Below are 21,289 nucleotides of genomic sequence, written 5' to 3' on the forward strand. Positions count from 1 at the left end.
GATTAACCCGTTCCGCCATGCGGAGCGGGTTTTTTTATCTCACGGCGCGTTCTGCGGCCTGTAGACGAGCATTTTCCAGCAGGCGGATAATCAGAGCAATCGCGCCGCTGCTCACCGCCAGAATCACCACACCGTTCCAGCCAGCCAGCACGTACAGTTTACTTCCCAGCACCGATCCCAGAGCCATTCCGATGAAGACCACGGTAAATAGCAAGGCGTTAAGCCTGCCGCGGGCCTGGGGCTCCAGGCTGTAAACCAGGTTTTGATGCGCCACCAGGCTCGACTGCAGACCAAGGTCAAAACCGATAGCCGATAACGCAATCAGCGCCAGTTGGCCGTGTACCGGCAGCGCGGGCAGTAGCAACATCAGGGCAAAGGAGACGGTGACTAACGCCGCGCCGAGCTGGGTGACTCTCCCTGCGCCAACTTTATCCGCCAAACCGCCTGCCAGCGGTGCCGCCAGGGCGCCTGCTGCGCCAGCGATACCGAAGCCGCCGGCGACCGCGCTACCCATCTGGTAATGTTCGGCGAGCATGACCGCCAGCGTCGACCAGAACGCGCTAAAGGCGATAGATAAAAAGCCCTGGGCGAATGCCGCGCGGCGCAGCGCGGGATAGCGCTGCCACAAATGGGCCATTGACTTCAGCAACTGCGGATAACTGAGGGTAGAGTGGATCTCAAAACGCGGCACAACACGCCACATTAACAGGCCGATGAAGGCGATACTGACTGCCGCTGCCTGGTACATGACCCGCCAGCCAAATAGCGCGCCGACCAGCCCGCTGACGGTACGTGAAAGCAGGATCCCCAGTAGCAGGCCGGTCATCACCGTACCGACCATCTTCCCCTGTTTGCCCGCCGGCGCCAGAATCGCCGCCGCCGGGACAATATCCTGCGCCATGGTCGCCGCCATGCCAATCAGCAGGCTGACGACCAGTAGCGAGGTAAGCTGACCGGTCAGGCTGCAGAGTAGCAACAGTACCGCCAGCACGGCGCTTTTCAGCAGGATAAGCGTTCGGCGATCGTGGCGATCGCCGAGCGGCAGCAGAAATAATATTCCCAATGCATAGCCAGCCTGTGTCAACGTGGGCACCAGCCCCATTCCCTCAACGCTGAGATGCAGGTTGGCGCCGATTAACGGCAGCAGCGGCTGGGCGTAGTAGATGGATGCGACGCTGAAGCCAGCGCCGAGCGCGAGAATAAAAATAACCCAGCCGGCCTGGCGGGGGGATAAAGGAAGCGGTGTCATGGTAGTGCCCTCGTAAATGCGTTGGCGCTATTGTTCCCTGAAGCAGACTGGCGCGGAAGATAGGGTAGTGGTAAAACGGTTATACGTAGCACGTATAGGCAAAATATAAATGAAGAAACAAGAGCGTATAGATCGGATTGAGCTGATGCGAACCTTTATTCGCATCGTCGAAGCGGGTTCGCTCTCGGCGGCGGCTCTGCAGATGAGTACGACTCAGGCGACGGTCAGCCGACGTTTGCAGTCGCTGGAGACGTTACTCGGCGCAAGGCTTATTCTGCGCACGACCCATGCGATGAAACTAACCGATGACGGCGAGCGCTGTTATCAACATGCGCGGCGACTGGTGGACAGCTGGCTGGCGCTGGAAGATGATTTGCGCATCGAGGAGGACCGGCCGGTTGGCGTGCTGCGGGTGCGAGCGCCGCACGCTTTTGGCCAACAGCAGTTGCTGGGTCCGCTGGTGAGTTTTCTGCAGCGATATCCTGAGCTCTCCGTTGAGTGGATGCTGAATGATAAAACCGTCGACTTTCTTAGCGATAATATTGATTGCGCGATCCGCGTTGGCGCGGAAGTCGATCCATCAACGGTATCGGTACTGTTGGCTGTGGTTCCCCGCAGCCTGGTGGTTGCGCCTGAGCTATTGGCGCGTCATCCGGAACTCAGCGAACCGCAGGCGCTCTCCGCGCTGCCCTGGGTCGCTATCAGCACCTTTTATCAGCATGAAGTCACGCTACAGCATCAGGTGGACGGGCAGTTGATGAGTTTCCCTATTGTCCCTTGTCTGAGTACCGATAGCGTCTACGTTGCGCGTAACACCGCCCTGGCGGGGTTGGGGGCGGCAATTGTTTCCAGTTGGGCGGTGGAGGAGGATATTGCGGCAGGCAGGTTGATTGAGCCGTTTGCGCAGTGGCGGGCTTCGCCGCTACCGGTGCATCTGGTTTATCCCTGGGCGCGCTATTATCCGACGCGGCTACGCAAGTTTCTCGATTTGATGCGCGAAGTGATGCCACAGGTGGCGGGGATGCAGCGCCCGGACGAGAAGAAATAAAAAAACCGGCCAGTTGGCCGGTTTTTTAGTCGTGCACCGTTACTCTACAGGTTGCGGACGGGTTGCTTCCGCCGCGGCCTGGTGAGTGGCGCTATGGCCGCCTGCGGACCCTTTACCCTCAAAGGCAAACGGTGGGCGAACCCAATCGCTTTGGCGCGGCGCTTCCGGCACGTATTCCGGAGCCGGCGCGCGGGTCATTGGCGCGGTCGCGTGGCGAGTCGCGGCGGTTACCGGTTGTGCTTTCACCACTGGCGCGGCGCTGACGACCGGCGTCGGTTCAACAACCGGTGCGGCTTCTTCAACGGCGGCAACGGTCGTTTCTTCGACAACAGCGGTTTCTTCTTCGGCAATCGTTGGCTGCGCAGTGACGGTTTCTTCAGTAGCTGGAGCAGGTGCGGTCTCAGTTTCTTCGACTACCGGCTCTGCTGGCTCACTGACTTCTGCCTGCGGCACAACGTTTTCTGCAACAACTGCGGTCTCTTCAACCACCGCCGTTTCTTCGACGACCGGGGCTTCAACGACGGTTGCTTCTGCGGTTGGTTCGCTGGCCACTGCCGGTGCGACAGTTTCAGCTGCGACGGTTTCCGCAACGACAACCGGAGCGATAGTCTCCGCGACGACTGGTGTAATGATAGGCTCAACGTTGGCGGTTTCCTGTACCGGTAACTCTTCCTGCTGCTGATCATGCGTACGGGCAATCGGATAGCGGATCCACGCTTTACCTGACGCCAGCTCAGGCGACGCGCAGGCGATGGCCAGCGGCATCGGCGACTGGGTCGGATAACGCTCATCGCGGTAACGACGGCGACGTTGGCCGCTTACGCGCAGGTGGCGCGGAGAACGACGAGAGCGACGCGGCATACCGTTAGATTCACGAGCGTCGCCGTTTTCATCCTGCTCAGCGGCAGTTTCAACGACGGCCGGCAGATCGACTTTTGCCAGTTCCGTACGCGGCGTAGTGGATTCCGCCTGCTGCTCAGCAACGGCTTCGACAACCTGCTCGGTTTCTGCGGATTCAAAGCGGACTTTCTGCGCCAGCTGACGCGGCTTACGACGCGGCATGCTCTGAACGCGCTCTTCCTGCTCGGTTTCCTGCTGTACTACCGGTTCTTCGCGGGTCTGAGTTTTCGCTTCCTGCTGTGCCTGACGCTTGTCATCATTACGACGGCGGTTGCGTTCACGGCGCGGTTGCTGTTGCTCATCGCGTGATTTGCCTTTATCAGACTCATCGCCCGCGTTTTGGCGAGATTCGCGCAGTTCAGCGTTCTGTGATTGTTTGTCACGACGATTACGGCGGTTCTCCTCGCGTGATTCACGAGGTTCGCGACCTTCTGTGTTTTCTCCGCGATTATCACGATTATCACGGTTGTCACGATTATCGCGGTTATCACGACGGTCGTTACGGTCGCGGCGATTATTAGAACGCGGTTTACGGCGCTCTTGCTGACGCTCAGGTTTCTCTTCAGTTTTTTGCTCGGCTTTGACTTCAGCCGGTTTAGCTTCTTCTGCGCCGGAGAAGATGTTTTTCAACGCGCCGAAGAAGCGGGACAGCAGACCAGGCTGGGCAGGCGTTGCTACCTTCGCTGCCGGAGCAGCGGCGGCTTTCGCTGCGGTCGGCGCGGCTGCGGTTTCTTCCTGTACCGGCGCAGGCGGCGCATCCGGCATCACGAAAGCAGCCAGCGCTGGCTCTTCGCGGCGTTTGCGTTCAGCCGGTTCTTCGTCAGACGGCATCGCCATCTCTTCTTCGTGCAGTTTCGGCAGCAAATAGCTCAGCGTGGAGGTTTCTTCGCCTTTACGCACGCGCAGTACGGAGTAGTGCGGGGTTTGCATCTCATCGTTAGGGACGATGATGACGCGAATGTCGCTCTGGCGGGTTTCAATCGCGCTGACTGCGGCACGTTTTTCGTTAAGCAGGTAAGAAGCGATAGGTACCGGAACGATCGCGTGGACTTCTTTGGTGTTCTCTTTCAGCGCTTCTTCTTCAATCAGGCGCAGGATAGAGAGCGACAGCGATTCGTTGTCACGCACGGTACCGGTGCCGCTACAGCGTGGGCACACGTGGTGGCTGGATTCGCCCAGCGACGGGCTCAGACGCTGGCGGGACATCTCCAGCAGGCCGAAGCGCGAGATATGGCTGATCTGGATACGCGCGCGGTCCTGGCGGACGGCTTCACGCAGGCGGTTTTCAACCGCACGCTGGTGGCGAACCGGGGTCATATCGATGAAGTCGATAACGATCAGGCCGCCAAGGTCGCGCAGACGCAACTGGCGTGCGATTTCGTCAGCCGCTTCGAGGTTAGTGTTGAACGCCGTTTCTTCGATATCGCCGCCGCGGGTCGCGCGAGCGGAGTTGATGTCGATAGCGGTCAGCGCTTCGGTGCTATCGATAACGATAGAACCACCGGACGGCAGACGCACTTCACGCTGGAACGCGGATTCAATCTGGGATTCAATTTGGTAGTGGCTGAACAGCGGGATTTCACCGGTGTACAGTTTGATTTTGCTGCTGAAATCCGGACGACCGAGGGCGGCGATATGCTGGCGCGCCAGCTCAAGCACTTTCGGATTATCGATCAGGATTTCGCCGATGTCCTGGCGCAGATAGTCGCGGAAGGCACGCACGATAACGTTACTTTCCTGGTGGATCAGGAACGGAGCAGGGCGGCTCTCAGCGGCTTTCTGAATCGCTTCCCAGTGCTTCAGGCGGAAGCTCAGATCCCACTGCAGCGCTTCAGCGGATTTGCCAACGCCCGCGGTACGCACGATAAGACCCATGCCGTCCGGCAGCTGAAGGCTCGCCAGCGCTTCTTTCAGCTCGGTACGATCGTCACCTTCGATACGGCGCGAAATGCCGCCGGCGCGAGGGTTGTTCGGCATCAGTACCAGGTAGCTGCCTGCCAGGCTGATAAAGGTGGTCAGCGCGGCGCCTTTATTACCGCGCTCTTCTTTATCAATCTGAACAATGACTTCCTGACCTTCGCGCAGAACGTCCTTAATGTTAGGGCGGCCATGAGCGCTGTAATTGGCTGGGAAGTATTCGCGGGCAATTTCTTTGAGGGGGAGGAAACCATGACGCTCAGCGCCGTAATCGACAAACGCGGCTTCAAGGCTAGGTTCAATACGAGTGATTTTGCCTTTGTAGATGTTCGCTTTTTTCTGCTCGTGCCCGGGGCTTTCGATATCCAGGTCGTACAGGCGCTGCCCATCAACAAGAGCGACGCGCAACTCTTCCTGCTGAGTTGCGTTGATTAACATTCTTTTCATCGTAACTTACTCATTATTCTTACATTGACGACTAAGCTACGGGCAGAGTAACGCCTTACCGGGTGAAAACCGATGGCCTCGAGTCTGGTTCACGTCGCCAACCTCACGGTTGTCGCGCGCTTAAGAGGCGCAGAGTGTCGGTCGCCTGTGTTTCAAACGGAAACACAGCGCAATTATTCAGGGGAACAGCCTGGGATGTATCACCAGAGAATATTCCATTTATACACTTCATCCTTTAAGTGATTTCGCGTTGGCCGCGCTTGTTCACCTCACTCGATTGCTTGTACAACCGACTGAAGATTCTCTCTTTTGCAGCCTTGACGCACCTCAAACGATGTTGCGTATATTCTCATCGTCTCTCACGTCGCAGGAGTAATGGCTTAACCTGTTCACCTCAATCGGAGGATTCAGATGAACTCCCGGTGGTTCCGGAGTCGATGCCGTCCTGCCACGCAAAAATCTTATAGAGCCTGTGCCGGTAAGGACTGCAACCCGCAGCCCGCTAACTGTCTGAAAGATCAATACGTCTTACGCCATTGCTGCGTGGATGATCGGTCAGACAAAATTGGTCATTCCGCTAATTTCTTGTTCTAACAAGTGTCAACACGGAAAACGGCTTCATTATTCCATTGCTAACCTTGTTATAGCAAGTTCACTTTTACCTTTTATCACCGGGTTACTCACAGTTTTTTCACCAGCGTCTACAGATTGTTCTAATAACAAACAAAACGCCGATGAAGCATGCGATGAAAACCGGATACTGATAAATATAAGCATATAAAAATGAGTGGCGCTAATGCCCTCGGCTATTTAGAATCGCCGACCATGAAAACTGAGACTCCAACCGTAAAAATGGTTGCCATTTCCGCCGATGAAGCGGGGCAACGTATCGACAACTTTTTGCGTACGCAACTTAAAGGCGTACCGAAGAGCATGATTTATCGCATCCTGCGTAAAGGCGAGGTGCGGGTGAACAAAAAACGCGTCAAGCCGGAATATAAACTGGAAGATGGCGATGAAGTGCGTATCCCGCCGGTGAGGGTCGCCGAGCGCGAAGAAGAGGCCGTTTCGCCGCATCTGCAAAAAGTGGCGGCGCTGTCGGATGTTATCCTCTATGAAGACGATCATATCCTGGTGCTGAATAAACCTTCCGGTACCGCGGTGCACGGTGGTAGCGGTCTGAGCTTCGGCGTGATTGAAGGGCTGCGGGCGCTACGCCCTGAGGCCCGTTTCCTGGAACTGGTCCACCGTCTCGATCGTGATACCTCAGGCGTTCTGCTGGTAGCGAAAAAACGTTCGGCGCTTCGCTCGCTTCATGAGCAACTGCGTGAGAAAGGGATGCAGAAGGATTATCTGGCGCTGGTCCGCGGTCAGTGGCAGTCGCACACGAAGGTGGTACAAGCGCCGCTGCTGAAAAATATTCTGCAGAGCGGCGAGCGCATCGTGCGCGTGAGCCAGGAAGGTAAGCCTTCCGAAACGCGCTTTAAAGTGGAAGAGCGTTACGCGTTTGCCACGTTGGTACGCTGTAGCCCGGTTACCGGGCGTACGCATCAGATTCGCGTTCACACGCAGTATGCGGGACATCCTATTGCTTTTGACGATCGTTATGGCGATCGCGAGTTTGACAAGCAGCTTTCAGGGACAGGTTTAAACCGTCTGTTTTTGCATGCGGCAGCGCTGAAGTTCACTCATCCAGGCACCGGTGAAGTGATGCGTATTGAAGCGCCGTTGGATAACCAACTGAAACACTGCTTGCAGGTTTTGCGCAATAGCAAATAAGCACAGCGGCGGATTCATACTCCGCCGCTTTCTTTTATGGCTAGCTAAGCAGCGGGTTAAAGCCTTCCCGGCGCAACATCTGGCATAGCGCAATCAGCGGTAATCCAACCAGCGAATTAGGATCGCGTCCTTCCAGTCGCTCAAATAGCGTGATGCCTAAGCCTTCGCTTTTAAAACTGCCGGCACACTGCAGAGGGTTCTCTTTACGGATATAGGCCTCGATCTCCTGATCGCTTAAATGACGAAAATGGACATCGAAGGGTTCGCATTCCGTTTGCAGGTGTCCGTTGGCGGAATTGTAGAGCGCAAGCCCGGTATAAAAAGTGACAATCGCGCCGCTGGCTTTGCGTAGCTGACGGTGAGCGTTTTCTTCAGTGTGCGGTTTACCGGTGATTTCGCCGTCTAAGACGCAAACCTGATCGGAACCTATAATAAGGTGCTGAGGGAAGCGGGATGCCAGCGCCTGGGCTTTGGCTTGCGCCAGACGCACAACCAACTGGCGGGCGGATTCGCCGGGCTGAGGCGTTTCGTCAACCTCCGGCGCCGCGCATTCGAACGGCAGCGTGAGTTTTTCCAGCAGCATCCGCCGCCACGGCGAGGTTGAGGCCAGGAGAAGATTAGACATATTTTTTCATCCACATATAGCGCTTCGCAGAGCATCATTTTAAACTATGCGCCGCAATGTGTGCGAATAAATGGCAAAAGGCAACCTGAGGCTGCCTTTTTCTTTGACTCTATGACATTACAAAGTTAATATGCGCGCCCTATGCAAAAGGTAAAATTACCCCTGACTCTCGATCCGGTTCGCACGGCTCAAAAACGCCTTGATTACGAGGGTATCTACGCCCGTGATCAGGTTGGCCGTGTCGCCGATTCAGTCGTCAGCGTGGACAGTGATGTGGAATGCAGTATGTCGTTCGCTATCGATAACCAGCGTCTCGCCGTTATTACCGGTGATGCGAAGGTGTCGGTAACCCTCGAATGTCAGCGTTGCGGGAAACCGTTCCCTCATCATGTTCACACAACGTATTGTTTCAGCCCTGTCAGAAATGACGAACAGGCAGAAGCACTACCGGAAGCGTATGAGCCGATTGAGGTTAACGAATTCGGTGAAATCGATCTGCAGGCGATGGTTGAGGATGAAATCATTCTTTCCTTGCCGGTAGTTCCGGTGCATGATTCTGAACACTGTGAAGTGTCCGACGCGGACATGGTCTTTGGCGAACTGCCTGAAGAGGCACAAAAACCAAACCCATTTGCCGTATTAGCCAGCTTAAAGCATAAGTAATTGAGGAGTAAGGTCCATGGCCGTACAACAGAATAAACCAACCCGTTCCAAACGTGGCATGCGTCGTTCCCATGACGCTCTGACCGCAGTCACCAGCCTGTCTGTAGACAAAACTTCTGGTGAGAAACACCTGCGTCACCACATCACTGCCGACGGTTTCTACCGCGGTCGCAAGGTAATCGCTAAGTAATCACGCCTTACTCCGTGGATTTCACGTTGCAAGAAAACGTAGTCAACGTTCTTGTAACGTGAAAGACAAGAGTAAAAGCGTGGTGAAGCTTAGTGAGGATCTCCCCAGGTAACTGGGGAATAACCGAACCGGGCAGCGACGATACCTTGACACGTCTAACCCTGGCGTTAGATGTCATGGGGGGCGATTTTGGCCCATCCGTGACAGTGCCTGCAGCACTGCAGGCACTGAACTCTAATTCGCAACTCACACTTCTTTTAGTCGGCGACCCCGACGCCATCACGCCATTACTTGCCAAAGCTGATTTCGAACAACGTTCGCGACTGCAGATTATCCCTGCACAGTCAGTTATTGCCAGTGATGCGCGACCCGCGCAGGCTATCCGCAGTAGCCGCGGAAGCTCGATGCGCCTGGCGCTGGAGCTGGTGAAAGAAGGGCGAGCCGAAGCCTGCGTTAGCGCGGGAAATACCGGCGCGCTGATGGGGCTGGCGAAATTATTGCTTAAGCCCATTGAGGGGATTGAGCGCCCGGCGCTGGTGACGGTTCTGCCGCATCAGCAAAAGGGCAAAACGGTAGTGCTGGATTTAGGCGCTAACGTCGATTGCGACAGTACAATGCTGGTGCAGTTCGCCGTAATGGGCGCAGTGTTAGCTGAAGAAGTGGTGGGGATTAAAAACCCACGCATTGCGTTGTTGAATATCGGTGAAGAAGAGATGAAAGGTCTCACCAGCATTCGCGATGCGTCGGCAATGCTCAAAAAACTGCCGTCCTTCAACTATATTGGTTACCTTGAAGCTAACGAACTGTTGACGGGGAAAACGGATGTTCTGGTTTGTGACGGATTCACAGGCAACGTCACATTAAAGACGATGGAAGGTGTTGTCAGGATGTTCCTTTCGCTGCTGAAATCACAGGGAGAGGGAAAAAAACGGTCGTGGTGGCTGATTTTATTAAAGCGTTGGTTACAAAAAAGCCTGAGCAGGCGATTCAGTCACCTCAACCCCGACCAGTATAATGGCGCCTGTCTGTTAGGATTGCGCGGTTCTGTGATCAAAAGTCATGGCGCTGCCAACCAGCGCGCATTTTGCGTCGCAATAGAGCAGGCAGTGCAGGCGGTGCAGCGGCAGGTTCCACAGCGGATCGCCGCTCGCCTGGAATCGTTATACCCAGCAGGCTTTGAACTGCCAGGGAGCAGCAGCGGTAACGGGAATGCCCGACAGCACACCGGGACCAACGGATACGACTGACGCCCTGCGGTTTGAACAACGCGGGTATATTACCCAAGAGTGACTGAGCGTACATGTATACAAAGATTATTGGCACCGGCAGCTACCTGCCTGAGCAAGTGCGTACTAACGCCGACCTGGAAAAAATGGTTGAAACGACTGACGAGTGGATTGTCACACGTACAGGTATTCGTGAACGCCGTATTGCCGCAGCGAACGAGACAGTTGCTACGATGGGCTTCGAAGCCGCAAAGAAAGCGCTGGAAATGGCGAATGTCAACCCGGAACAAATTGGTCTGATCGTTGTTGCGACCACCTCGGGTACTCATGCCTTCCCGAGCTCTGCGTGCCAGATTCAATCTATGCTGGGTGTCAAAGGCTGTCCGGCGTTTGACGTCGCAGCCGCCTGCGCGGGCTTTACTTACGCGTTGAGCATCGCCGACCAGTATGTGAAAAACGGCGCCGTAGATTACGCGCTGGTGATCGGCGCTGACGTGCTGGCGCGCACCTGCGATCCAACCGATCGCGGTACGATCATTATCTTCGGCGACGGCGCGGGCGCAGTGGTGCTTGGCGCTTCTGAAGAGCCAGGCATTATTTCCACGCATCTGCATGCCGATGGCCGCTACGGTGAGCTGTTAACGCTGCCGAACGCCGATCGCGTAGAGCCGGAAAATCCGATTTATCTGACGATGGCCGGCAACGAAGTGTTTAAAGTTGCGGTCACCGAACTGGCGCATATCGTTGACGAGACGCTGGCGGCCAATAATCTTGAGCGCTCGGCGCTGGATTGGCTGGTGCCGCACCAGGCTAACCTGCGGATCATCAGCGCGACGGCGAAAAAGCTGGGAATGTCGATGGATAATGTGGTGGTCACGCTCGATCGTCACGGTAACACTTCCGCCGCCTCGGTCCCTTGCGCGCTCGATGAAGCCGTTCGCGATGGCCGTATTCAACGCGGCCAGTTGATTCTGCTGGAAGCCTTCGGTGGTGGTTTCACCTGGGGTTCCGCGCTGGTTCGTTTTTAGTATAAGGATTTAAACATGACGCAATTTGCTTTTGTGTTCCCCGGACAGGGCTCTCAGGCTGTCGGTATGCTGGCAGATATGGCCGCGACCTGGCCAGTTATTGAAGAGACTTTCGGCGAAGCTTCCGCAGCGTTGGGTTACGATCTGTGGGCGCTTGCCCAACAGGGCCCGGCAGAAGAACTGAACAAAACCTGGCAAACGCAGCCGGCGCTGCTGACCGCTTCCGTCGCGTTATATCGCGTATGGCAACAGCAGGGCGGTAAAGCGCCGGCGCTGTTAGCCGGTCATAGCCTTGGCGAATACTCTGCGCTGGTCTGCGCGGGCGTGATTAATTTCGCTGATGCCGTTCGTCTGGTTGAACTGCGTGGCAAATTCATGCAGGAAGCGGTACCAGAAGGTACCGGCGCGATGTCTGCAATTATTGGCCTCGACGACGCGTCCATCGCTAAAGCCTGTGAAGAATCTGCACAAGGGCAGGTGGTTTCGCCAGTGAACTACAATTCACCGGGTCAGGTGGTTATCGCCGGGCACAAAGAAGCCGTTGAGCGTGCAGGCGCTGCGTGTAAAGCCGCAGGCGCCAAACGTGCGCTGCCGTTGCCGGTCAGCGTACCGTCTCACTGCGCGCTGATGAAACCTGCCGCTGAAAAACTGGCGGTAGAGCTGCAGAAAATCACTTTTAATGCGCCGACCATTCCGGTTGTGAACAACGTCGACGTGAAGTGTGAAACCGCGCCTGATGTTATCCGCGACGCGCTGATTCGCCAACTGTACAGCCCGGTTCAGTGGACTAAGACCGTTGAGTTTATGGCATCTCAGGGCGTCGAGCACCTGTATGAAATGGGCCCGGGTAAAGTCCTCACCGGCCTGACCAAACGTATTGTTGACACCCTGACTGCTTCTGCGCTCAACGAGCCGGCTGCGATGTCTGCGGCGCTTGAGCAATAAAAGAGGAATACCATGAGTTTTGAAGGAAAAATCGCGCTGGTTACCGGTGCGAGCCGCGGTATCGGCCGCGCAATCGCTGAAACCCTCGCCGCGCGCGGTGCGAAAGTTATCGGTACTGCCACCAGCGAAAGCGGTGCGCAGGCAATCAGCGACTATTTAGGTGCCAACGGTAAAGGTCTGATGTTGAATGTGACCGACCCGGCATCTATTGAATCTGTTCTGGAAAATGTTCGCGCAGAGTTTGGCGAAGTTGATATCCTGGTCAATAATGCCGGAATTACTCGTGATAACCTGTTAATGCGAATGAAAGATGATGAGTGGAACGATATTATCGAAACCAACCTGTCATCTGTATTCCGTCTGTCAAAAGCGGTAATGCGCGCTATGATGAAAAAGCGTCATGGGCGTATTATCACTATCGGTTCTGTGGTTGGTACCATGGGAAATGCTGGTCAGGCTAACTACGCTGCGGCGAAAGCGGGTCTGATTGGTTTCAGTAAGTCACTGGCACGTGAAGTTGCGTCTCGCGGTATTACTGTAAACGTTGTTGCTCCGGGCTTTATTGAAACGGACATGACGCGTGCGCTGACCGATGAGCAGCGTGCGGGTACGCTGGCTGCAGTTCCTGCGGGGCGCCTTGGCTCCCCAAATGAAATCGCCAGCGCGGTTGCATTCTTAGCCTCTGACGAAGCGGGTTACATCACTGGTGAAACCCTGCACGTCAATGGCGGGATGTATATGGTCTGACCGAGATTTGCGCAAAATGTTCAGGAAGCGCGCAGTCTGCACGCTTGCGGGTACAGTTTTGTGCGAAATCATTTGCGTTATTAGGGCAAACAGCCGCAAAATAGCGTAAAATCGTGGTAAGACCTGCCGGGATTTAGTTGCAAATTTTTCAACATTTTATACACTACGAAAACCATCGCGAAAGCGAGTTTTGATAGGAAATTTAAGAGTATGAGCACTATCGAAGAACGCGTTAAGAAAATTATCGGCGAACAGCTGGGCGTTAAGCAGGAAGAAGTTACCAACAATGCTTCCTTCGTTGAAGACCTGGGCGCTGATTCTCTTGACACCGTTGAGCTGGTAATGGCTCTGGAAGAAGAGTTTGATACTGAGATTCCGGACGAAGAAGCTGAGAAAATCACCACCGTTCAGGCTGCCATTGATTACATCAACGGTCACCAGGCGTAAGTGAACATCTCCAGGCGGTCATTCGACCGCCTGAGTTTTATCTTTTTTTGTCCCACAAGAATCTATTTTCCCTCCCTGGAGGACAACCGTGTCTAAGCGTCGTGTAGTTGTGACCGGACTGGGCATGTTGTCTCCTGTCGGCAATACCGTAGAGTCTACCTGGAAAGCTCTCCTTGCCGGTCAGAGTGGCATCAGCCTGATCGACCATTTCGATACTAGCGCCTATGCAACGAAATTTGCTGGCTTAGTAAAGGATTTTAACTGTGATGATATCATCTCGCGCAAAGAACAGCGCAAGATGGATGCCTTCATTCAATATGGAATTGTCGCTGGCGTTCAGGCCATGCAGGATTCTGGCCTTGAAGTGACGGAAGAAAACGCAACCCGCATCGGCGCCGCTATTGGTTCCGGTATCGGGGGCCTCGGCCTGATCGAAGAAAACCATAGTTCGCTGGTAAACGGCGGACCGCGGAAGATCAGCCCGTTCTTCGTTCCGTCCACAATTGTTAACATGGTGGCCGGTCATCTGACCATCATGTTTGGTCTGCGTGGACCGAGTATCTCCATCGCGACCGCGTGTACTTCAGGCGTACACAATATCGGCCACGCGGCACGTATTATCGCCTATGGCGATGCCGACGCGATGGTTGCCGGTGGTGCAGAGAAGGCGAGTACGCCGCTGGGCGTAGGCGGCTTTGGCGCTGCGCGCGCGCTGTCCACCCGCAATGACAACCCGCAGGCGGCAAGCCGTCCATGGGATAAAGAGCGTGATGGCTTCGTGCTGGGCGACGGTGCTGGTATGGTCGTGCTGGAAGAGTACGAGCATGCGAAAAAACGCGGCGCGAAAATCTACGCAGAGATCGTTGGTTTTGGTATGAGCAGCGATGCGTACCATATGACGTCTCCACCGGAAGATGGCGCTGGCGCTGCGCTGGCGATGGTTAACGCCATTCGCGACGCGGCGATTGAACCGGGCCAGATTGGCTATGTCAACGCCCACGGTACTTCGACGCCAGCCGGTGATAAAGCAGAAGCCCAGGCGGTGAAATCCGTGTTTGGCGATGCGGCAAGCCGCGTGATGGTGAGCTCCACCAAATCAATGACCGGCCACCTGTTAGGCGCGGCTGGCGCAGTAGAGTCTATCTACTCTATTCTGGCGCTGCGCGATCAGGCGGTTCCGCCGACCATCAACCTGGATAACCCGGATGAAGGTTGCGACCTCGACTTCGTTCCTCATGAAGCGCGTCAGGTTTCCGGTATGGAATACACCCTGTGTAACTCCTTCGGCTTTGGCGGTACTAACGGTTCGATTATCTTCAAAAAAGTATGATCAACCGCTAATGCTGGTTTAAGCGTTGACGAAAAGACCCGCCTGGCGGGTCTTTTTTTATTCGGTTTTCTCCGCTTGTTCTCTGCTTTTTATCCTGAGACACTGTGCCACCGGTGAGAGGAGCCCCCTATGTTCTTGATAAATGGTGTCGAGCAGGATGTGCTGGCAGCAAACGACCGTGCAATTCAATTCGGTGATGGGTGTTTTACCACCTCGCGAATCATCGACGGCCAGATAGCCTTCTTCAATGCCCATTTGGGCCGCTTGCAAGATACTTGCGAAAAACTCTTGATACCTTTTTCTGAATGGGAAACGTTGGCCGCAGAAATGCAAGAACTGGCAAAGCCACATCGAGAAGGCGTACTCAAAGTGGTCATAACGCGTGGTTCAGGAGGTCGGGGATATAGCGCGAGCGGATGCATTCAACCTACCCGCATGATGAGTGTGTCGTCTTTCCCCGCGCATTATGCGCGTTGGCGAGAAGAGGGAATAACCCTGGCGTTAAGCCCGATCCGTCTGGGGCGCAATCCTTCGCTGGCGGGGCTCAAACATCTTAATCGCCTCGAACAAGTCTTAATTCGTTCTCATCTTGAGCAGACGGACGCCGATGAGGCGCTGGTTCTTGACAGCGACGGGTGGCTTACGGAATGCTGTGCCGCGAATGTGTTCTGGCGTAAAGGGAGCCAGGTGTTCACGCCGCGCCTGGATCAGGCGGGCGTTAATGGCATTATGCGCCAGCACTGTATGGTTATGTTGGCACGTTCTTCTTTTGATGTTGTCGAAGTATCCATGCGCCCTGATGTACTGCGCGATGCCGATGAAGTGCTGATTTGCAATGCGCTTATGCCGCTGGTACCGGTTTGTCGTTGGGATGACGTCTGTTGGTCTGAACGCGATCTTTACCATTTTTTAGCCCCATTGTGTGAGCTGCCTGGTTAGTCATGAAGAAAATGTTACGTTTTGTCCTGCTGTTAGTCGTGGTGTTCGGTATTGCCGCAGCGGCAGGTATGTGGAAAGTCCGCCAACTGGCAGATAGTAAGTTGCTTATTAAAGAAGAGACCATCTTCACCCTTGAGCCAGGAACCGGGCGAGTGGTGCTTGGCCAGCAGCTGTATGGCGATAAAATCATTAATCGTCCACGCGTATTCCAGTGGCTGCTGCGCGTCGAACCTGAACTTTCTCATTTCAAAGCGGGTACCTATCGCTTCACACCGCAAATGACGGTGCGCGAGATGCTGCAGCTTTTAGCGAGCGGTAAAGAAGCGCAGTTCCCGCTACGGTTTGTTGAAGGGATGCGCGTTAGCGACTATTTGCGTCAGCTGCGCGATGCGCCGTATGTGAAGCACACTTTAGAAGACGACAGTTACGAAACGGTCGCCAAAGCGCTGGGTCTTGAGCACGCCGATTGGGTTGAAGGTTGGTTATGGCCGGATACCTGGATGTACACCGCCAATACCAGCGATATCGCCATTCTTAAACGCGCGCACCAGAAAATGGTCGCTGCGGTAGCGAAAGCCTGGGAAGGGCGGGCGGATAATCTACCCTATAAAGATCAAAACCAGTTACTGACCATGGCCTCTATCGTTGAGAAAGAGACCGCGGTTCCTGCCGAGCGCGATCGCGTGGCGTCGGTCTTTATCAACCGTCTACGCATTGGCATGCGTTTGCAGACCGACCCTACCGTAATTTACGGCATGGGAGAGCGCTATAATGGTAAACTGTCGCGTAAAGATCTGGAGACGCCGACCGCCTATAACACCTATGTGATTAGCGGTATGCCGCCTGGACCCATAGCGGTCCCTGGTGAAGCGTCTCTCAATGCGGCAGCCCATCCGGCTAAAACGCCGTACCTCTATTTTGTTGCCGACGGAAAAGGCGGCCATACGTTCAATACCAATCTGGCCAGCCATAACCGTTCGGTTCAGGACTATTTAAAAGTACTTAAGGAAAAAAATGCGCAGTAACTATATCGTCATCGAAGGCCTGGAAGGGGCGGGGAAAACGACCGCACGCAATCTGGTCGTTGAGACACTCGAACAGCTGGGTATCCGCGATATGGTGTTTACCCGTGAACCGGGCGGTACCATCCTGGCTGAAAAACTGCGCAGCCTGGTGCTGGATATCCAGTCTACCGGCGATGAAGTCATTAACGATAAAGCGGAAGTGCTGATGTTTTACGCCGCCCGCGTACAGCTGGTGGAAACGGTGATTAAGCCTGCTCTGGCTCGCGGTCAATGGGTCATTGGCGACCGTCACGATCTCTCAACTCAGGCCTACCAGGGCGGGGGGCGCGGTATCGATCAGGGGATGCTGGCGACGCTACGCGATGCGGTGCTCGGTGATTTTCGCCCTGATTTAACACTCTATCTTGACGTGACGCCGGAAGTTGGCCTTAAGCGCGCCCGCGCGCGAGGCGATCTGGATCGGATTGAGCAAGAGTCGATGAATTTCTTCAATCGTACCCGCGCGCGCTACCTTGAACTGGCGGCTCAGGATCCGACTATCCGCACGGTGGATGCGACGCAGCCTCTGGAAGCGGTTGAGCGCGACATTCGCGCCGTTATCACTCAATGGGTTGCGGAGCAACGCGCATGAAATGGTATCCGTGGTTACGCCCGTCCTTCGAGCAGCTAGTGGCTGGCTATCAGGCAGGACGGGGTCACCATGCGTTATTACTCCAGGCATTACCGGGGATGGGGGGCGATGCGCTTATCTACGCGTTATGCCGTTTCCTGATGTGCCGCCAGCCGGAAGGGCATAAAAGCTGTGGCCATTGTCATAGCTGCCAGCTTATGCAGGCGGGGACCCATCCTGATTACTACACTCTGGTTCCGGAGAAGGGCAAGAGCGCGCTAGGCATCGATGCGGTGCGCGGCATCACTGAAAAACTCTATGAGCGTGCGCGTCTCGGCGGCGCGAAGGTGGTGTGGATCAACGATGCGACGTTGTTAACCGATGCCGCCGCCAATGCTTTGCTGAAGACGCTGGAAGAGCCGCCGGAAAATACCTGGTTTTTCCTGGCCTGCCCGGAGCCGGCGCGTCTGCTCGCCACCTTGCGCAGCCGGTGCTTCTCATATCACCTTACTCCGCCTTCTGAAGCCTGGGCGTTAGGGTGGTTAGCACGTGAAGTGACAATGTCACAAGAAGCTTTATTGGCCGCGTTGCGCCTCAGCGCTAACGCACCCGCGGCAGCGCTGGAGTTACTGCAAGAGGCTAACTGGGCTCCGCGACAACAGCTTTGCCAGGCGTTAGCCAGCGCGTTAACCAGCGGTGACTGGCTGTCATTATTGCCGGTTCTGAATCACGAACAGGCCCCGGTGCGTCTGCACTGGCTGGCATCGCTGTTGCTGGATGCGCAGAAGCGGCAACAGGGGATTACGCTTCTGAGTAATCCAGATGCCTGGACGCTGGTTAACCAACTGGCGCAAACACTTTCGGGCCCACGTCTTGAAGCTATCACGCGCGATGTTAGCGCCTGTCGCGAGCAGTTGCTGAGCGTGGTCGGCGTCAACCGCGAACTACTACTCACCGAGCGCCTCCTGCGCTGGGAACATTACCTGCAACCCGGGGCGGTTCTGCCCGTCTCACATCTCTGAGAATAAGAACATGTTTTTAGTCGATTCCCACTGCCATCTTGATGGCCTGGATTATCAAACGCTGCATAAAGATGTCGATGATGTGCTGGCGAAAGCCGCCGCGCGTGATGTTAAGTTTTGCCTGGCAGTCGCCACCACGCTGCCGGGATATCGCGGGATGCGCGAGTTAGTCGGCCAGCGAGAAAATGTCGTCTTTTCCTGCGGTGTTCATCCATTGAACCAGGATGAAGCGTATGACTTCGAAGAGCTGCGTTCGCTGGCTGCGGAAGAGGGCGTAGTGGCGATGGGGGAAACCGGGCTCGATTATTTTTATACCCCGGAAACGAAACTCCGCCAGCAGGAGTCTTTCCGCCAGCATATCCGCATTGGCCGCGAATTGAATAAGCCGGTGATTGTGCATACCCGCGATGCGCGCGCCGATACGCTGGCGATTTTACAGGAAGAAAAGGTGACGGATTGCGGTGGCGTACTACACTGTTTCACTGAAGACAGGGAGACAGCGGGTAAATTGCTGGACATGGGGTTTTATATTTCGTTTTCCGGTATCGTCACGTTCCGTAACGCGGAGCAGCTACGGGATGCCGCGCGCTATGTTCCGCTCGATCGCTTGCTGGTAGAGACCGATTCGCCTTATCTGGCGCCGGTACCACATCGCGGTAAAGAGAACCAGCCGGCGATGGTGCGCGATGTCGCTGAATACATGGCGGTGCTGAAGGGCGTGTCGCTGGAGCAGCTCGCGCAACAAACCACCGATAACTTTGCCAGCTTGTTCCACATCGACCCTGCCAGACTGCAACCCGCCTGATCTTTCTATTATTTTAAGGCTCGTAATTAATAGTTAAAGCGAGTAAAGTTCACCGCCGCGACAGAGGCGGTGAGCGCATTTTTGCAACATACAGATACACATTATGTAAATCAGTGTAAATTTTTATATGTTGACTGAATGAAACGTGATAGCCGTCAAACAATGTACGCGTTAATTATTTTACTCTGTGTAATAAATAAAGGGCGCTTAGATGTCCTGTCCACGGCACGGTTCTCCCCCCGGGCCAATGCGTGAAAGCGTAAAAAAGTACCAAATACTCAGGAGCACTCTCAATTATGTTTAAGAATGCATTTGCTAACCTGCAGAAGGTCGGTAAATCGCTGATGCTGCCAGTATCCGTACTGCCTATTGCAGGTATCCTGCTGGGCGTCGGTTCTGCCAACTTCAGCTGGCTGCCAGCCGTGGTCTCCCACGTCATGGCGGAAGCAGGCGGTTCAGTTTTCGCCAATATGCCGCTGATCTTCGCAATCGGTGTTGCGCTTGGCTTCACCAATAACGACGGTGTATCCGCACTGGCTGCAGTCGTAGCTTACGGCATCATGGTGAAAACCATGGCGGTAGTCGCGCCGCTGGTTCTGCATTTACCTGCTGAGGAAATCGCAGCCAAACACCTGGCTGATACCGGCGTGCTTGGCGGTATTATCTCCGGTGCGATTGCAGCCTACATGTTCAACCGCTTCTACCGTATCAAGCTGCCTGAATATCTGGGCTTCTTCGCGGGCAAGCGTTTTGTGCCGATCATCTCTGGTCTCGCCGCTATCTTCACCGGCGTGATCCTGTCCTTCATCTGGCCGCCGATTGGTTCCGCCATCCAGACCTTCTCTCAGTGGGCTGCTTACCAGAACCCGGTTGTGGCGTTCGGTATCTACGGTTTCATCGAACGTTGCCTGGTACCGTTTGGTCTGCACCATATCTGGAACGTACCTTTCCAGATGCAAATTGGTGAATACACCAACGCTGCAGGTCAGGTGTTCCATGGCGACATCCCTCGTTACATGGCAGGCGATCCGACTGCTGGTAAACTGTCTGGCGGCTTCCTGTTCAAAATGTACGGCCTGCCGGCTGCAGCTATTGCGATTTGGCACTCTGCTAAACCAGAAAACCGTGCCAAAGTCGGCGGTATTATGATCTCCGCGGCGCTGACCTCGTTCCTGACCGGTATTACCGAGCCGATCGAGTTCTCCTTCATGTTCGTTGCGCCGATCCTGTATATCATCCACGCGATTCTTGCAGGCCTGGCATTCCCGATCTGTATCCTGTTGGGTATGCGTGACGGGACGTCGTTCTCTCACGGTCTGATCGACTTTATCGTTCTTTCCGGCAACAGCAGCAAGCTGTGGCTGTTCCCGATTGTCGGTATTTGCTATGCGATCGTGTACTACGTGGTCTTCCGCGTGCTGATTAAAGCGCTGAACCTGAAAACTCCAGGCCGTGAAGATGCAACTGAAGACAGCAAATCCGCTGCGACCAGTGAAATGGCGCCGGCGCTGATTGCCGCCTTCGGTGGTAAAGAGAACATCACAAACCTCGACGCATGTATTACTCGTCTGCGCGTAAGCGTGGCTGACGTAGCGAAAGTTGATCAGGCTGGCCTGAAAAAACTGGGTGCTGCTGGCGTAGTTGTTGCAGGTTCCGGCGTTCAGGCTATCTTCGGCACCAAGTCCGATAACCTGAAAACCGAGATGGATGAGTACATCCGCAATAGCTAAGACGTAGTGTGGGGAGACTAAGGCAGCCAAATGGCTGCCTTTTTTACGTTGGTATTCTGGTCATTGTTTGGCAATACCCGGAAAATGGGGGAAATGCTTATTCCCTCAGCAGCTAAGTCTATAGTTGAATAAGAAAAACTGCATTCAGGTTGAAAGAGAGGGAGGAAGTCGCTCATACTCTTAGCTGATCCTGTGCATTCGTGTTTATCTGCAGAGGCAGGCCGGGGCACGGTATAAAACTAATAAGGAATCAGTCATGGCAGAAGAAACGATTTTCAGCAAAATCATTCGCCGGGAAATCCCGTCGGATATTGTGTATCAGGATGAACTGGTCACCGCTTTTCGCGATATCTCTCCGCAGGCGCCGACCCATATTCTGATTATCCCGAATATCCTGATTCCAACCGTAAATGACGTCACCGCCGAACACGAACAGGCGCTAGGCCGAATGATGACCGTCGCGGCGAAGATTGCCCGTGATGAAGGTCTGGCTGACGACGGCTACCGTCTTATCGTTAACTGCAACCGCCACGGCGGGCAGGAAGTTTACCATATTCATATGCACCTGTTGGGCGGCCGTCCGTTGGGCCCGATGCTGGCGCATAAAGGCTAAATCG

At 54.9% G+C, this 21,289-nt stretch carries 20 protein-coding genes; 17 read left to right on the forward strand and 3 right to left on the reverse strand.

The genetic code is table 11. The features are described from left to right. Positions 1 to 34: 34 nt before the first annotated feature. On the reverse strand, positions 35 to 1,249 hold the full coding sequence (locus ABLV08_RS21700; RefSeq protein WP_015705033.1) for an MFS transporter: 1,215 nt from the start codon (positions 1,247 to 1,249) through the stop codon (positions 35 to 37). A 109-nt stretch (positions 1,250 to 1,358) separates the two neighbouring features. On the opposite strand from ABLV08_RS21700, the gene ABLV08_RS21705 reads away from it, so the two are divergent. After that, the gene (locus ABLV08_RS21705) at positions 1,359 to 2,297 is read left to right on the forward strand and encodes a LysR family transcriptional regulator (protein ID WP_020079150.1); all 939 of its coding nucleotides are present in this window, start codon (positions 1,359 to 1,361) and stop codon (positions 2,295 to 2,297) included. Positions 2,298 to 2,336: 39 nt separating this feature from the next. Here the strand turns inward: ABLV08_RS21705 and rne are convergent, their stop codons facing one another. Continuing rightward, the gene (rne, locus tag ABLV08_RS21710) at positions 2,337 to 5,561 is read right to left on the reverse strand and encodes a ribonuclease E (RefSeq protein WP_020079149.1); all 3,225 of its coding nucleotides are present in this window, start codon (positions 5,559 to 5,561) and stop codon (positions 2,337 to 2,339) included. A gap of 825 nt (positions 5,562 to 6,386) precedes the next feature. Between rne and rluC the strand changes: the two genes are divergently transcribed. Further along, a complete protein-coding gene (rluC, locus tag ABLV08_RS21715; RefSeq protein WP_072205245.1) occupies positions 6,387 to 7,340 on the forward strand; it encodes a 23S rRNA pseudouridine(955/2504/2580) synthase RluC in 954 nt (317 codons plus the stop codon). Positions 7,341 to 7,380: 40 nt separating this feature from the next. Here rluC and ABLV08_RS21720 read toward each other — a convergent pair whose 3' ends face one another. Further along, positions 7,381 to 7,965: a nucleoside triphosphate pyrophosphatase gene (locus tag ABLV08_RS21720; RefSeq protein ID WP_348856245.1), complete on the reverse strand. Its 585-nt coding sequence runs from the start codon at positions 7,963 to 7,965 to the stop codon at positions 7,381 to 7,383. A 141-nt stretch (positions 7,966 to 8,106) separates the two neighbouring features. Here ABLV08_RS21720 and yceD point away from each other — a divergent pair, with 141 nt between their 5' ends. From yceD to hinT, 15 genes are all read left to right on the forward strand, one after another. Further along, positions 8,107 to 8,628 carry a 23S rRNA accumulation protein YceD gene (yceD, locus tag ABLV08_RS21725; RefSeq protein ID WP_015705036.1) on the forward strand — a complete coding sequence of 174 codons (522 nt, stop codon included), beginning with the start codon at positions 8,107 to 8,109 and terminating at the stop codon, positions 8,626 to 8,628. Between the two features lie 16 nt (positions 8,629 to 8,644). Next, the gene (rpmF, locus tag ABLV08_RS21730) at positions 8,645 to 8,818 is read left to right on the forward strand and encodes a 50S ribosomal protein L32 (RefSeq protein ID WP_000290724.1); all 174 of its coding nucleotides are present in this window, start codon (positions 8,645 to 8,647) and stop codon (positions 8,816 to 8,818) included. 146 nt (positions 8,819 to 8,964) lie between these two features. Beyond that, positions 8,965 to 10,065, forward strand: coding sequence for a phosphate acyltransferase PlsX (gene plsX, locus ABLV08_RS21735; RefSeq protein ID WP_086557245.1), 1,101 nt, complete (start codon positions 8,965 to 8,967; stop codon positions 10,063 to 10,065). Positions 10,066 to 10,118: 53 nt separating this feature from the next. Continuing rightward, on the forward strand, positions 10,119 to 11,072 hold the full coding sequence (locus ABLV08_RS21740) for a beta-ketoacyl-ACP synthase III (RefSeq protein ID WP_015367192.1): 954 nt from the start codon (positions 10,119 to 10,121) through the stop codon (positions 11,070 to 11,072). Positions 11,073 to 11,087: 15 nt separating this feature from the next. Then, positions 11,088 to 12,017, forward strand: coding sequence for an ACP S-malonyltransferase (gene fabD / locus ABLV08_RS21745; RefSeq protein ID WP_348856246.1), 930 nt, complete (start codon positions 11,088 to 11,090; stop codon positions 12,015 to 12,017). A gap of 12 nt (positions 12,018 to 12,029) precedes the next feature. Continuing rightward, on the forward strand, positions 12,030 to 12,764 hold the full coding sequence (fabG, locus tag ABLV08_RS21750; protein WP_015367190.1) for a 3-oxoacyl-ACP reductase FabG: 735 nt from the start codon (positions 12,030 to 12,032) through the stop codon (positions 12,762 to 12,764). Between the two features lie 210 nt (positions 12,765 to 12,974). Next, positions 12,975 to 13,211 (forward strand): acyl carrier protein, encoded by a 237-nt coding sequence (acpP, locus tag ABLV08_RS21755; protein ID WP_000103754.1) that lies wholly within the window; start codon positions 12,975 to 12,977, stop codon positions 13,209 to 13,211. Between the two features lie 88 nt (positions 13,212 to 13,299). Continuing rightward, positions 13,300 to 14,541 (forward strand): beta-ketoacyl-ACP synthase II, encoded by a 1,242-nt coding sequence (gene fabF, locus ABLV08_RS21760; RefSeq protein ID WP_015705037.1) that lies wholly within the window; start codon positions 13,300 to 13,302, stop codon positions 14,539 to 14,541. A 129-nt stretch (positions 14,542 to 14,670) separates the two neighbouring features. Further along, positions 14,671 to 15,480 (forward strand): aminodeoxychorismate lyase, encoded by an 810-nt coding sequence (gene pabC / locus ABLV08_RS21765; RefSeq protein WP_015705038.1) that lies wholly within the window; start codon positions 14,671 to 14,673, stop codon positions 15,478 to 15,480. A 2-nt stretch (positions 15,481 to 15,482) separates the two neighbouring features. Next, positions 15,483 to 16,505 carry a cell division protein YceG gene (gene yceG / locus ABLV08_RS21770; protein ID WP_020079144.1) on the forward strand — a complete coding sequence of 341 codons (1,023 nt, stop codon included), beginning with the start codon at positions 15,483 to 15,485 and terminating at the stop codon, positions 16,503 to 16,505. Continuing rightward, complete coding sequence (gene tmk / locus ABLV08_RS21775) at positions 16,495 to 17,136, forward strand: dTMP kinase (protein ID WP_032707765.1); 642 nt, start codon at positions 16,495 to 16,497, stop codon at positions 17,134 to 17,136. Before yceG ends, tmk begins: the two co-directional genes overlap by 11 nt. Beyond that, on the forward strand, positions 17,133 to 18,137 hold the full coding sequence (gene holB / locus ABLV08_RS21780) for a DNA polymerase III subunit delta' (protein WP_032711395.1): 1,005 nt from the start codon (positions 17,133 to 17,135) through the stop codon (positions 18,135 to 18,137). Before tmk ends, holB begins: the two co-directional genes overlap by 4 nt. 10 nt (positions 18,138 to 18,147) lie before the next feature. Continuing rightward, positions 18,148 to 18,942: a metal-dependent hydrolase gene (locus tag ABLV08_RS21785; RefSeq protein ID WP_020079141.1), complete on the forward strand. Its 795-nt coding sequence runs from the start codon at positions 18,148 to 18,150 to the stop codon at positions 18,940 to 18,942. Between the two features lie 296 nt (positions 18,943 to 19,238). Further along, on the forward strand, positions 19,239 to 20,672 hold the full coding sequence (ptsG, locus tag ABLV08_RS21790; protein ID WP_015367184.1) for a PTS glucose transporter subunit IIBC: 1,434 nt from the start codon (positions 19,239 to 19,241) through the stop codon (positions 20,670 to 20,672). A gap of 256 nt (positions 20,673 to 20,928) precedes the next feature. Further along, positions 20,929 to 21,285 (forward strand): purine nucleoside phosphoramidase, encoded by a 357-nt coding sequence (gene hinT, locus ABLV08_RS21795; protein ID WP_015705043.1) that lies wholly within the window; start codon positions 20,929 to 20,931, stop codon positions 21,283 to 21,285. Positions 21,286 to 21,289 lie beyond the last annotated feature (4 nt).

Source organism: Klebsiella sp. CN_Kp088, from assembly GCF_040064335.1.
Classification (GTDB): Bacteria; Pseudomonadota; Gammaproteobacteria; order Enterobacterales; family Enterobacteriaceae; genus Klebsiella; species Klebsiella aerogenes.